Annotated in this window: 9 protein-coding genes; 3 read left to right on the top strand and 6 right to left on the bottom strand. The window is 38.1% G+C overall.

Features of this window, described 5'->3' with window-relative positions:
* Positions 1-22 precede the first annotated feature (22 nt).
* Complete coding sequence (locus tag M3629_RS00695; protein ID WP_251502464.1) at positions 23-1,630, top strand: response regulator transcription factor; 1,608 nt, start codon at positions 23-25, stop codon at positions 1,628-1,630.
* A 123-nt stretch (positions 1,631-1,753) separates the two neighbouring features.
* The gene (locus M3629_RS00690; RefSeq protein ID WP_251502463.1) at positions 1,754-3,433 is read left to right on the top strand and encodes an ABC transporter substrate-binding protein; all 1,680 of its coding nucleotides are present in this window, start codon (positions 1,754-1,756) and stop codon (positions 3,431-3,433) included.
* Positions 3,434-3,641: 208 nt separating this feature from the next.
* Here the strand turns inward: M3629_RS00690 and M3629_RS00685 are convergent, their stop codons facing one another.
* Positions 3,642-3,947 (bottom strand): hypothetical protein, encoded by a 306-nt coding sequence (locus M3629_RS00685; protein ID WP_251502462.1) that lies wholly within the window; start codon positions 3,945-3,947, stop codon positions 3,642-3,644.
* Between the two features lie 36 nt (positions 3,948-3,983).
* Entirely contained in the window at positions 3,984-4,169 is a 186-nt protein-coding gene (locus M3629_RS00680) for an aspartyl-phosphate phosphatase Spo0E family protein (RefSeq protein WP_251502461.1), read from the bottom strand.
* A 163-nt stretch (positions 4,170-4,332) separates the two neighbouring features.
* On the opposite strand from M3629_RS00680, the gene M3629_RS00675 reads away from it, so the two are divergent.
* A complete protein-coding gene (locus tag M3629_RS00675; RefSeq protein ID WP_251502460.1) occupies positions 4,333-4,584 on the top strand; it encodes a helix-turn-helix domain-containing protein in 252 nt (83 codons plus the stop codon).
* Between the two features lie 200 nt (positions 4,585-4,784).
* Here M3629_RS00675 and M3629_RS00670 read toward each other — a convergent pair whose 3' ends face one another.
* The 4 genes from M3629_RS00670 to M3629_RS00655 form a co-directional block, all read right to left on the bottom strand.
* Positions 4,785-5,654, bottom strand: coding sequence for a hypothetical protein (locus tag M3629_RS00670; RefSeq protein WP_251502459.1), 870 nt, complete (start codon positions 5,652-5,654; stop codon positions 4,785-4,787).
* A gap of 37 nt (positions 5,655-5,691) precedes the next feature.
* Positions 5,692-7,608 (bottom strand): hypothetical protein, encoded by a 1,917-nt coding sequence (locus M3629_RS00665; RefSeq protein WP_251502458.1) that lies wholly within the window; start codon positions 7,606-7,608, stop codon positions 5,692-5,694.
* 179 nt (positions 7,609-7,787) lie between these two features.
* A complete protein-coding gene (locus tag M3629_RS00660; protein WP_251502457.1) occupies positions 7,788-10,523 on the bottom strand; it encodes a hypothetical protein in 2,736 nt (911 codons plus the stop codon).
* The gene (locus tag M3629_RS00655; protein WP_251502456.1) at positions 10,520-13,867 is read right to left on the bottom strand and encodes a hypothetical protein; all 3,348 of its coding nucleotides are present in this window, start codon (positions 13,865-13,867) and stop codon (positions 10,520-10,522) included. Before M3629_RS00655 ends, M3629_RS00660 begins: the two co-directional genes overlap by 4 nt.
* Between the last annotated feature and the right edge of the window lie 9 nt (positions 13,868-13,876).

Here is a 13,876-nt window from a genome sequence, read left to right as displayed (position 1 = left end):
TCAAGCAAGGAGACAAAGCAACATGCAAATGATCATCGTAGACGACGAAGCACACTGGGTCGACAACCTGTCCATGACCAAACCTTGGCACACGCTCGGGATCGAACAGGTTCACCGGGCATACTCCGCTCGTGAAGCACTGCAACTCATTGAAACCCATCCGATTGATATCGTGATCTCGGACATTCAGATGCCGGAAATGACAGGCATAGAGCTGATCGAACGCATCCGCATCCGGGACAAAAAAATAAAATGCATCCTCTTATCCGGCTACTCCGAATTCGACTATGCCAAGAAAGCCATCCAATACGAAGCCGTGGACTACCTGCTCAAACCGCCAACAGATGACGAACTGATCGGTGCCGTGCAGAAAGCCATCGATCAGCTTAACAATGAATGGGCACTTGTCAGCTCCCTATCGCGGACGCAGTTTACCCTACGCGAGAATTTGCCGCATTTGCGGGGACGCCTACTTTTGGAAGCTTTACAGGGACATCGGTTCTCCGCCAGCGAATGGGAACGTAAACTGGACAACTATGACCTACCCTTCCACACCGGAGATGCCGCGCTGATGCTGGTACGCATGGATAATGAGTTCGGCCACTACGACAGCCATGATCAGACCCTGATCGAATATGCCATTATCAACATGGCGGAGGAGATTATGGGTGAGTTTATGCACGTGTGGGGTGTGAAGGAAGAGCACGGGTATGTCGTGTTTTTGCTGCAATTGAAGGAACGAAGCGGCGATATTGGAAAAGAAACCATTCTGGAGAAGCTGTCCATTCAGCTTCAATCCAAAGTAAAACAGTTTCTGAAAGGCTCCCTCTCCATTGTCATGACCGAGTGGTTCACCTTCCCGGAACAGATCTACGATCGCTTCCGTCAGGCCTCCGCCTATTTCCGCCAGATCGTCGGGGACGAGCGCGAATTCGTCATGCGGGTGACCGATGTCGAAGCACCTGCGGCACAAGGTCCGCTGGATGTGCTGTACACACCGCCCACCTTCATTCAACTGCTGGAAAGCGGTCAATGGGATGCTGCCGAAGACAAAATACGTGCCGTCTGTGCCGAACTGGACGAGAAATGGTCTGAATCATGGGAACACTGTATGGAGGCTGGATTCCTCATCACCGCTGCGTTCACGAATCTGGCTCATCGGAATAAGCTCACTCTGGCAGGACTAATGGGCAGTGAGATTGAGCAGCTACAAAGCGGCGAAGTCTTTTCCACCATCGGCAAACTACGCAAATGGTCGCTTGGCGTACTCGCCAAACTTAAGGAAGGCACGTCCAATGAGGTCAAGGATACCCGTTCTGAGTACGTGAAGAAGATTCAGGAGTTTACGGATAAAAATCTTCATCTGGATGTATCTTTGCGTGTGCTCGCAGACCATGTGAACCTGCATCCCACACATCTGTCCAAGATTTACAAGATTGAGACTGGCGAGGGCATCAGTGAATATATCGCCCGCCTGCGCATGGATCGGGCCTGCCATAAGCTGGTCACGACCACGAAGAAAGTATATGAGATCAGCTTGGAGATCGGCTATATGGACCCGGCGTATTTTATCAAAGTGTTCAAACGGCAATTCGGCGTGACACCACAAGAGTACCGCGACCAGCATTAAACCAAAGTTTTTACACTTTCACTAAGAGAGTCCTATCGAAACTAACAAACTCATATAGATGCGCTCCCGCTCTACTTGATACAGTTACAGTGTAAAGATCATACATCGTAGGGGGATTGAACAATGATCAAATTCAAAACATGGTGGTCCTTGCTCATGGTTATCGCACTCATCACCATCACTGCATGCGGCAGTGGCGAGTCAGCCAGTGAGAAAGGCACGAATGATACACAAGAGGCTGTCGGCTCTGCGGAAGCGGAAGCAGCGTTTGCCAAAGGAAAATACGACCCACCCATCGAATTCAGCTCCGTGCTGATGCCGAAAAAATACGCTCATGGCGATACCAAAGAGAACAACGTACATGACCGTTGGATGCTCGAAACGCTGGGCATGAAGCACAAAGATACGTGGTATCCGGCCACTGACGATCAATACAGACAGAAGTTGCAGCTCGCAATTGCGTCTGGCGAGAAGCTGCCTGATTTTGTAACCGTGCCAACGAACGCGGTATTGACGAATCAGCTGATCGACTCCGGTCAATTCATCGCCATTGATGAACTGTTCGAGAAGTATGCAAGCCCGATTCTGAAAGAACACGCGGCAGCACATCCTGAGCTGTGGTACCCGTTCACCAAGGACGGCAAAAAGTACAACATGCCCATCATGGAGTACACCGATAACGACGATACCCTGCTCTGGCTTCGTGAGGACTGGATGGAGAAGCTGAACCTGCAAGCGCCTAAAACCATCGCAGACCTTGAGAACATCATGGACAAATTCAAAAACGAGAACCCGGACGGTCTGTCTCCAGACAAAGTATTCCCGCTGGCAATCTCGCTCAAAAACAACACCAACACCTGGATGGGTGGACTGGACTGGTTGTTCGGTGCATACGGTACAATTGAAGAACAATGGAACAAAGACGCAAACGGCAATCTGGAGTACGGCTCCGTGAACCCGGGTGCGAAACAAGCCCTTGCCAAGCTGGCTGAATGGATGGAAAAAGGATATATCCACGCCGACTCCGCGCTATGGGACGAAGGTAAATCCGCCGAAAGCTGGACCGCTGGCAAAGCCGGCATCCTGCCTGGCGCAAACTGGGTACCGGACTGGCCTGCTCCAGACCTGCTGAAGAACGTACCTGGCGCGAAATACAAAGCCTACCCTGTTCCGGCTGGCCCAGACGGCAAGATCGGTACGAAATGGCAGAACTCTGGCGTCAACGCAAGTATCATGATCAACAAAGACGCGAAGCACCCGGAAGCGATTTTCCTGTACTACAACTACCTGCTGGAAAACCTTGCGGACCCGAAAGCAGGCAGCCCGTATGAGTACGGCTTTGCCAAAGGGTATGACTGGGATGTCGTAGATGGTCAACCGACCAGTGACAAGGACAAGATCAAAGACTTCTCCAACGAATTCCCGTTCCTGACCGGCCCGGCGCGTATTCCAGACCTGTACATGAAAACACTCGTGAAACTCGCCAACGGCGAGAAAGCTGAAACACCATACGAGAAACAAATCGCCGAATTCCGTAAACCGGAAAACTGGTATGCAGGTAAAGTCGTGATGTCCCAGATCGACATCCGCAAACAAAACTATTTCACTGGCGCAGCCACACCAACCATGGTCTCCAAGTGGAACCTGCTCCGTCAGTCCGAACTCGAAACCTTCAACAAAATCATCTATGGCAAACTGCCAATCGATGCATTCGACCAATTCGTAGCTAACTGGAAATCCAACGGCGGCGACCAGATCACCCAAGAAGTGAATGATTGGTTCAAGTCTGTGAGTGGTAAGTAAGGATTTGTTGTTGGGAAAAGTAAAGCATTAAAACCCGAGCCGAAGCGAGTTATTCACGCTTCGGCTCGGGTTTTTAAGTGTAGATCGGGGTCGCTCCCCCATGACTTATGGGTTCGCGTTAGTGGATCAAGCCCGTGCACGCTTACCAAGCTAAGCTATGTAAGCATGCACGGGCCTTTCACACTGCTAAGTTCGTAATCAACTAGCGTTAGTCAGATTCATGACCTCTCTCCACCAACATCGACTGTCCTAGCAAAGATACAGTTAGCTGAATGCCGTCTCGCAGCCCATGCATGTATAACCGTTCATTTTCTATGCCTTTTCTAACAATGTAACGATTCTCCCATTCGGTATATTCAGGTGTCTGTTCGATATCCTTACCAGCAAACAAAGCTTCAAACGCTTCGTCGTTTTCCCCACGTACACGACTAAGTTCAGGATCATGCTCGATCTGTTCAGTCACCTCATCCAGTCTGGCCTGAATCGCTCGTTGCATCCACGAAGGAAAATCCATAGCTTATCCTCCCCTACGCATTATGTACTTCGCTCATTACCGTACCACTCGACTATGTTTCGCCTTCGTTTCACTAACTCGTGCCACCAGTTCATCCACCCTCCGGCTCTGTTCCTGAACCGCAGGATTGTCCCACAACGGAATCGCTTGCTTCAAGGATGCCTCACCAAGCTGATTAAGCTTGCGCCGTTCCTCTTCCAATAAGTCAAGCAACCGGCTCATACATGCACCTCTCTGATGGGTCTAAACTGCATCATGTCTTGTTAAGACTAGACATGAGCAATCACTTTAATGCGATTATCGGTTTATTTTATTTTAATTCGATATCCGCATTAAAACAACCATTATTTCTCATACAATTTGGTTGAAATGAGGGGTGTACATAATGAAACATAGACAAGAACCACCTGGAGACAAAAACATCATCGGCTCCAGAGTCGTAGCTATTCGTAAAAGCAAAGGTATTAAACAACGAGAATTCCTAGCCAGACTACAAACATTGGGTTTAGATATCAGTCAGACCAGTCTCTCACGTCTTGAGGGTCAGTACCGACTTGTTCAGGATTATGAAGTGGTGGTAATAGCAAAAGCTTTGGAGGTTTCTGTGGGATATTTGCTTGGGGAAGAAAGTAAGTAACCCCCTTAGCAAATGTCAGAAGACTTATTATATCTAACGTCTAAATTAGCGGTTTCCACTTCACCTACTTGAGAATAAAATTAATCAACTTACTATAGAAAATAGACCCATAATAAAAAACTAGCGGAACAAACTTATTTTAAGTTTTGTTCCGCCAGTTTTTAAAGTTTCTTTTTGTAAAACGAGTTGAGTAGACAGCCTTACACCGGAAAAAAATCTTCATCAGTAATGCAATAATGACTGAAGAAACTCTCCACTTCTTTACCGTACTTACTTTCTGGTTCTTTCACCGAAAAGTAAGTGAACGCAGATGAATAGCCTGGTTCAAGATTTGGAGAGATGCAGCCCATTGAAAATGAAAATAAAAGTGCCCTTACTTGATCATTTCGAACAAAGTGCTTGGAATTAAAATTAGAAGCTATAAGTTTATACATAAGCCTGTAACAAATCTCTGATGCTTGGTCTGGGTCATCAAGATACAAAAGGAAATCCTTTTCATCCATTAATCTCTCTACTGACAATGCTATAAACCCTGGATATGAATGGTTCAAAATTTGTTGTTCTGCTTTTACAATATTGTTATATATTGAACTTTTGCCTGACAGTCTTTTAGCCGCTACAGAATAAATCATTCCATTTTTTTCGACCAAGAAATCAGGCTCATGAATTATTAAGCTATACCCGGCTAACTCAAGATGCGCAGCAAAAGAAAGTTGAAACTGTATGTCTCTTGCTGTTCTATTCTTATCCATCGAGTTAAGTGAATTGCCAGACATTATCTTACGTACATCATTAATTGCTTCAGACATTAATTTGTTTGAAGAGTATATCAACTTTAACTCACAGTAATCCCTGTATCCTTCCAGTAATTCGGGTAAATTAAAACTTTCTGTATCTTCATCTCCAACAATCACTTTGCTATAGAATTCCTCGAAATTTTTTCTGAAAATAGAAAAACGACAAGAAGGATGAACTTTAATACCTTTCTTCCCCAATCCTATAAATATTCTGTCCATATTTTCTAAACATTGTTCTGCTGAAGACTCTGCACCGTAAGAAAATGGATTCATTTTACCCACCTTATAAGAAATATGTTTTTACTTAGATCTAGAGTATTCTAACTGACTTAGCAATCGGAGAAAGAATGAAATTTTCATCCAATTGATATATAGTTTCTTCGCTTGAAACTAGCTCATTTAATTGATTCAACATGTAGTAATAAAGTTGTTCTGCAGATTGGTACTTTTTGATGTGAGGTTTGTATACATTACGCTTCTTATTATACTTCCATGTTGGAAAGCCCTTCGTCATTATCAAACTTTTTAGTGTAAGAAAGTCAATAATAGGCACGTGTCTTGTTTCATCACCTTGCGTGAAATATAAACCTTGATATCCATTGAAATAAACATGATTCATTAATATAAATGGTGCGATTTTTTTTCCCCTGAAGTTAACTTTTGTTTTAACCTCTATAAGTCTCCTTTTTTCGGGATCATTTAAAACGTTTAGTCGCTCCACAATTTGAGTAAAAGCTTTGTATACTTTTGATTCAAAGCAATCACTTGATTCTATGATACTTTCTGGTTTGATCATCGCTTTTGCCTCAAAGATAAATACATAATCATCAAGAACAAACAATCCGTCAATTTCTGGTATTCCATTCTTTTCATCTCTGGAAACCTGAGCATATTCTAGATTCATACTTTCAAAAAATTCTTCTATCTGGTTTTCAAAAAAAATTCCTTTTTCAGTTCTAATATTCACTGTATTAGCATTTGAAAGTATTTTATCAATACATCTTTCTATTGTAGTATTCTCAATATGAGATGGTACGATGTAATAGCTCTCTTCTTTTCGAATTAATGGCCTATAGTTAATAAGTGTCGAAGGTTCGCTTGAATCATCTAAATTTATTGATAATAGATGTAGTAACTCTGGATGCTTGATATGGGACAATTCAAGCATCGCTTCTTCTTCTAAGACAAGAATTGAGCATTGTGACGCTTCATCAGCATTTTTTAAAAGTGTATAATTTACTTTCAGCAATTTTTTGTAGCTTTCAAGAAGATCTTTTATCTTAAAAACTTTGCCCTTATAGTCGAACTCATTGTTTTGAGTTCCGTACATTGGTTCTAGATATTTATATGCTTGATAGAGATCAACTTCAACATTAAAATCTACTTGGTTATTGTAATCAAAGTAGATTATTTCAGAGTTAAACAACCTTAGTGAACCACTAGTTTTTAACAAAAATAATTCTTCTTCATCAGAAAGTTCTTGAGAAAATAGTGAACAATTCAAATCTCTGTAAATCTCAAATTCTCTCCAAAATGGTATGTAATATTCTGTTAGATATACCTTTTCAATCTTATGATCATAATAGTCAAAATTTTCGACAATATTAACTTCTGTAATTTCCAATAGTATTGAAAGAATTTTTTCTTGAGTAGCCTTTTTTCGAGAAATTAGTCTAAACAGTTCTCTTAGAGTTTCTTCTGAACATATAATGTTATCTAAGGAAACTGGAGAAACCTTATTTGTACGAATTAGTTCAACTATCTCATTAGAGCAACTAAGAATATGTTCGAAGTGAGCTTCAACCTCATCTTCACTTCGGAAAGTCCCACTCAACGGCTCATTATGAACGTAAATACGATATTTTAATAATTCTAAGTAATTGAAAATTGATTCAATACTAATGCCTTCTTCAGTTAAATTTATCAATTGAGTTATATTCTCTTCATAAGCTTTCTTTCTTAAAAGAAGATAATTTAAAAAATATAAATCTTTCTTGATTTTAGTATCCTTTTCATTCTCTATAATTATAACAGAATTAATTGATTGAATTTCAGATGGTTCTAGTGCAAAAATAAGGCCAGAATGTAAAAATAATCTATGAAAATCCCCCCCCTCTTTTTGATATCTTTCTTTTATGAATTCTATAGCTTTATGACGGGACTTTTTTTGTAACTTAGTAAAATCTGATTTAAGTTTTTTCACTTCAACTATATTATAGATTCTCAAGGAGATACCTCCAATGAATAAATATTTTGAATTTCCTGAATAGCTCGTTATGACTTTGCTACGTAATATTAGCACAACTTAAGTTTATCTAAGCGAAATCGAACAGTTACAAATATCCACACTAAACTAGTCCGCGCTGCGAGCTAGTTTATGCTCCATTAACTGAAAGAGATATCTCATTACTTTAAATGGTTAATAATATCATCTATTTCTTTGATTAATACATCTTTTTCTATACCACGATCTTTAATAAACGAGGTCATCAGTCCCCATTCACGGATCTTATCGATCCATTCCAAGATATTGTCTCTCGGGTACCCTTTTTCCTGAAGTAAATAGAATATATAGGACAACTCATTACTGATACTTGTGTTGAATACAGCTGGATCATCAGAATTAACCGATATCACAAGTCCTTTGCCTGTTTGATTTTCATGATCCAATCCTTGTACATTTAAGTTTTGAATAGGATGATTGAACAACCTCTCAATACCTGTTATCGCAAGATTAGATGTGGGATTCGTCTCCACAACAATACCTTTAATATTTAGTTTATTACGTACAAATGCTTGCAAATTTTCTAATAAAATTACTTCATGGTCGCCTACTGTAATCTGAATAACCTCATACATTCGCTCTAAATAACATTTGCAGTGATTGGCATGAATCAACTTTGACTCATTCCACATTGCATGAGTACCTGTAGGTTGCTTACAAAAGTGATTTGCCGGCATCTCGGTATCATTACGCCACTTTCCTGTCCGGTTTGTCTCAGTCACACACATATCATAAATGTAGCTTTCATCTGTCTCAAAAGGCTGAAATCTACCTTGATATGCCTTCCATAAAGTGAATAGGGTAATCCCTTCAATGTTGTGGTATATCTTCTCGGCCTGCAGCATAATTTCCCGCTCAATTCCTAATAAATCCAATTCCAAATTGTACTTTTTTTCCATAAAGGCTTGACCCCATAACCAAAGGAGGTTCTCCATATATTCTATTCGGGGTAAAACAACAACAGGGTTTTCTTCACACCAACATTTCACATCAAGTCCTACAGCAATGCCATGTCCTATTCGGTCTCCGACATGAAAGTTAAATTGTTCAATTACTTCGTCTATATGACGCAATCCTGATAGTAGGTGCCTAAACTCCTCACCTACATGATAGGTGAACCCAAGAGTTTGGATTCGTTCTTCAAGTCCAAGTAGCATCAGTTTGCTGTTGTGACTATCTCTCGCATGACGATAGATGGGTGCAAATACCCACGGCTCTGTATTGTTCTCCACACTTGCAGCATCCAAACCCACAATATATCTGGAAAGTCCAGGGACTTTCTCACGTAAAGCATTAATTGCCTCTACAGTCTCCATGTACTTCTTTTGAAGGCGGCCATAGAAGTAATTATCGTTCTGTAAATGCTTACGATCTGAATCCTTGTACCAACACTTCTCATAAAATGATTCGTCCCGAGCTTTGATTAAATGATATACGATTCCAATCTGTGGAAAATCCGAATAATGCACCTTAGGATCTTCTAGGATATTTTTATAGGTCTGAAAAAAAACACTTAAGTTTCTTCTAAGATCATTCTTGATATCATGGGCATTATTCTTGGAAGATGGGGTTACTCTTATTTCAAGCTTTTTCAAATTATTATTGTAAACTTGGTTGCGAATCGCATGCTCAAGCATATTAGAATTAGAAGTAGCTCTAGAAAAAAGATGCCTGAAGTAATCAAGGCCTTCCATGTAATTAGATTGCGTTACACCTTGATAAACCATGTTTTTAATTCGTAAATATTGCCAGAATAGCTTTGAAAAATAACTGTCTCTTGAACCAAGATTATTCTGATATTTTATATAACTCAAAGATTTCAACAAAAATATATTTTCATCCGTTGTATGCAAGTCCTTAAGTCCTGCCATTGCTTTGATGATTTCCACAGATTGCGTTTCATTATTCCCTTCAAGAAATAAGAAGTCATGCAGCAAAAATTTGTGTATTTTTTTGTAGTTATATTTTACAGGCTTATTTTTTCGAAGGATAAACCACTCCAATAAATGAGTTAAATCTTTACCAGATTGACGATCCAAATCAGAAATGAATTCTTCATCTATCCATACATCCAAATATTCATCAAGTTTTCTGTTTTCTTCACTTATGAGGTATTTAAAGAGCAATACTCGAATTAATCCACATATCTTAAGGGAATCTTCAAGATCTGGATCATCTACTTGATTCCAGAAAGATCCGAGCTTTACAAGGCTCTCCTCACGATTCATATTCATTAGTTCTTGCCAGATTATATTAAAGTTAATACCAGCACTAATATGGATATGAGTCTCAGCTAAGCCGCGTTCCATTACTTTATCTAACTGCATATCCCCTAAATTAATAAGCCAGTAATAACCGTTAAGATATGAAGGATGATTCATATCATTGTTTAATAAATGTAACACTACCAATATATCTATACAGAACATTCTTGAGAATGTATTCCATACTTCTATCTTTTTAACTCCCTCAAAAGCTCCAAACAACAATTCATCATTGGCATTCTTCCAGTATTTAAGTGAAATTTTTCCATTACGGTGTGTGATAAAGGAACCTGTAAGTTTGTTTAGATGTTCTAAATAAATGCAATCTTCTGAATCTGCTTCAATAAAACTCTTAAGGGGATAGTATTGTTCAAAGAGCAGGTTAAGAGTATCAAGACTTTTGATATGTTGCTTACCAACTAATTCTTCCTGAATTCTTTTCTTAATAACCTCATATTTTTTGTACTTACTATCCCGACCTCCCTGCTTCCCAATTTGGATAAGTCCCTCAAACAAGGCTTCTCTAGCAAAAAGAAACTCTGTAAATGGCAAAGTAGCCATTTTTGAGACTAACCCTGTAAAATGCTTAATCATATCGTATCACCATTCTTAATTTTTTGATTATACAAATAGGCCAAGGCGTATATATTTTCCTCAAGAGCTAGATTGTAAAGCCTCTCCTTAGCTGCATTTCTAACTCGGTGAATCTCCTTACTTGTCTCGGACATTTCATCCTTGCTACTCAAATTTTTAGCAAGAGATTGTAATTCAATCACCACATATGAGTCTCTCTCTTCTGTCTTTGATTCCAAATTTTCCAAATATAATTTCATTCGTTTTACTATTTCATCAAATTCAGCTCTATTTACTCCCCCTGACACTAGAAGCTTTCTTTGCAGATTTCTTAACTCTGCCTTTAGTGACTCAGCTGGAATCTTGGCTATCAATTGATTTACCTTTTGAATTTGAATTTCATCTATTGAATATTGATCTTGCAAGTTATCAAAATTAGAAAACAAATCATTTCTATAAGTATAGATCGCATTAAGAGCATTGGGACTATCCAGCTTTTGTTTGAAGTCATTACAGATTATTTCTTTAATATTTTGTTGCTGTTGTTCAAGAGCATTTGCCAGAGCTTGCTCGTGTATAAAATCATCTCTGAAATCTTCCTTTATTGCCCGTTCATGTATATCTTGTAGCAAAAGTATAATTTGGGAGGATTCAAGATCACCAATCAATTCATCGACAACAGCAACCATAAGATTATAAAAATGAATTGTAATAAATCTATTGTATGCATTCACTGCTCTAGTTACAGTTCCTTTAAAGAGATTCGGATTATAATAAAGTAAATAATAACTCCCTTTAGTTATCACATCTGTTCCGTCAGCTATTTCATAGAAGTCGGGATAAATGTCGTTTACTTGCTTTATCCGATTTTCAGATACATAGTTTTCTAAGTTGTTACCTTTATTTTCTCCAATGATAGATGACAAGTAATTTACGTGTTCTTTGCTTAATCGATCATAATAAATAGTAATATCCGGGAAATTTAACCTGATATCTTTATCCTTAATACGATTTTTCAATACTGTTTCGTTACTTCTACTTCTAGTCTTCATGAAAAAATCTATTTCGTCCTTCAGAAAAAGTTTAAATAATTGCAGTCTCTTTATTTCATTTTCAACATCTAACCTTGGTGCACGGGTTCTTAATGAATCATACTTTTTGGTGATTTCTGGGGATATTCTGAAATGGTTACTCTGTATGATTTGATCAACTATATGCCACACCCTAATAAATCGCTCTCTAGTTTGATATAATTTATCAAAAAAATCGTTACTCTCATCGAAATCTACAGTTCGGATGAAATAATAATAAAATGAATAGTCTACAAATCGGTAAGTTAATTTACTCAGATCATCTACATTATTTGAATTTATATCAAAATTACTGCCGAGATATCTATTATGCTTTCTTGAAAGAAGCCGATTTAATATCGTAACATCAAAGTTAAACTGCTTAAAATCCTCTAATATTTTGTTTTTTATATCTAACTTATTTTTTTCCTTCCTATTTGAAATAATTGAATAATTCCCCAACCAAAGAGAGTCATCAGAGAATCTGCTATCATAATCGTTAAATTTCTCCTCAATAATTTCAAGATATTTCTCTGTAAAAAGTGGTTTATCATAGATTTGGTTCAACTGATCATTCTGAAAAATATAATTCAATTCTGAATACAAGGCAAACACATTTCTAGCGTCATAAGTATGCGGAATTAATCTTTGGCTTTCAATGACCTCAAGTGCTAAATTCAGATTGCGGCTATATTCCTTTCCATCAATGGAACTTATATTTGTAGTAACTAAACTTTCAACAAAGTACAGGAAGTGAATAATGAGAATTTTTTCTTCTTGAGAAATATTGAAATTATTATTCATAAATTCAATTCTTAACCGTTCATGATGAATCTCAATAATTATTGGATCACTATTGGATGTCTGGCTGTTTGTCATAGTGTACAAGTTATATGTAAATTCCTGATGCTTGCGTAATGAGCTATTTGTTTCAATAATCATTGAAAATATCTTCTGATAGAATGCAATCAGTCTTTCAAACTCTTCATCCAAGTGGTTTATCTTTTCACCTGTTGATTTTAAAGCCATAATTAGTTTATATTTTTCTTTTATAGACTCTTCACTAAAATGTAGGTAACTATATAAATTAATTAGTCCTCTTGGTTTGTCATCGAATATATTGAAAAAAGATGGAATGTTTTGTGGTTTAGTTTCTTTTCCAAATTCTGTAGTGTAATATTCATATGGAAGTTCTTTTTCATATTTAAAAAAGCGTCCGATGAGTTCTTTCATTATAGGGCTATTTGAGCTCTGTTTACCTATATCGCTTACTGTAAAATTCATCTTCGCCAAGGAGTCCAGCTTTTGTAACATGAATCTACGAGAATATGGCATAATTTTCTTTAAAAAATCATATACTAGTTCCTGATATGATTCTAGCATCGTTCTCTTTCCAACAAATGTTCGATCCATGAATTGGTAACCTTGGTGTTCTATGAGCATTTCACTTATCATATCTTCCTGGAACTTAGTAATATCACCTGAAATAAAGGTAATGATATTTGAATGATTCAAATATTTCAATACTACATTCAGTACCTCGTTGCAACGTTTGGGATTTAAATCCACGTCATCAAAACAAATAAATATTAAATGTTTTCCAGTTTGTGAACCATTTAATACAAGAATCAACTCGTCAAAAAGAAGATTCAATTTCACAGTTAGCTCCAATTCAGATACAAGTGCTTCTTTCCGTTCTTCTGTATAATTCGTAACTCCTGAGAAGTTCTCTTCAATAACTTTTGAGTAATCTTTCTTTCGATATATATACAATGAGAATACCTTGTCCCATAGTACATCAAGCTCTGTTTTATCCTTATAGATACAGCTATTAAAGGTATCCTTATTGGAGGAAGATCTTGCTCTTCGTTGTTTTTGATAGAATCCATCAATCTCATTTCTTCTAGAATCAATAAATTTTTTCAGATTCAGCAAGATAACTCCTAGGATATCAGAAGTGTCCTCCAACATTTCAGGAATAATCATATCCAAAAAAATATCTTTTTCATCTTTTTTCATCAGCTTATCGCGCATTGTCAACAGAACAGAACTTTTTCCACTACCACGCTCTCCGAGAATACTTATAACATTATTGAAATCAAGCCTCTCCACAGGTTTAGAACTGTCCAAACGTTCAGTGATTACTTGAACAGCAGTTGCTCTTATTTGCTCAACTTGCGTCTCAATTTCTTTCCAGTTTGGTAAAATTAGTTGCAAATTTTCATCGTTCAGAATGCGTTCTCCTATTCTAATACTTTGTCCAGCCTCTAAAATAGATCTTTCTTCTTCTCTCATCTTAGAATC

It is taken from the genome of Paenibacillus polysaccharolyticus, from assembly GCF_023714295.1.
GTDB classification, from domain to species: Bacteria; Bacillota; Bacilli; order Paenibacillales; family Paenibacillaceae; genus Paenibacillus; species Paenibacillus polysaccharolyticus_A.
The sequence above is the reverse complement of the archived record's forward strand: the minus strand, read 5'-3'. Positions and strand labels throughout refer to the sequence as shown.

Excerpts from the sequence above, each read along its gene's own strand:
- M3629_RS00695 (WP_251502464.1), top strand. The coding sequence starts at position 23 with ATGCAAATGATCATCGTAGACGACGAAGCACACTGGGTCGACAACCTG.
- M3629_RS00690 (WP_251502463.1), top strand. The coding sequence starts at position 1,754 with ATGATCAAATTCAAAACATGGTGGTCCTTGCTCATGGTTATCGCACTC.
- M3629_RS00685 (WP_251502462.1), bottom strand. The coding sequence starts at position 3,947 with ATGGATTTTCCTTCGTGGATGCAACGAGCGATTCAGGCCAGACTGGAT.
- M3629_RS00680 (WP_251502461.1), bottom strand. The coding sequence starts at position 4,169 with ATGAGCCGGTTGCTTGACTTATTGGAAGAGGAACGGCGCAAGCTTAAT.
- M3629_RS00675 (WP_251502460.1), top strand. The coding sequence starts at position 4,333 with ATGAAACATAGACAAGAACCACCTGGAGACAAAAACATCATCGGCTCC.
- M3629_RS00670 (WP_251502459.1), bottom strand. The coding sequence starts at position 5,654 with ATGAATCCATTTTCTTACGGTGCAGAGTCTTCAGCAGAACAATGTTTA.
- M3629_RS00660 (WP_251502457.1), bottom strand. The coding sequence starts at position 10,523 with ATGATTAAGCATTTTACAGGGTTAGTCTCAAAAATGGCTACTTTGCCA.
- M3629_RS00655 (WP_251502456.1), bottom strand. The coding sequence starts at position 13,867 with ATGAGAGAAGAAGAAAGATCTATTTTAGAGGCTGGACAAAGTATTAGA.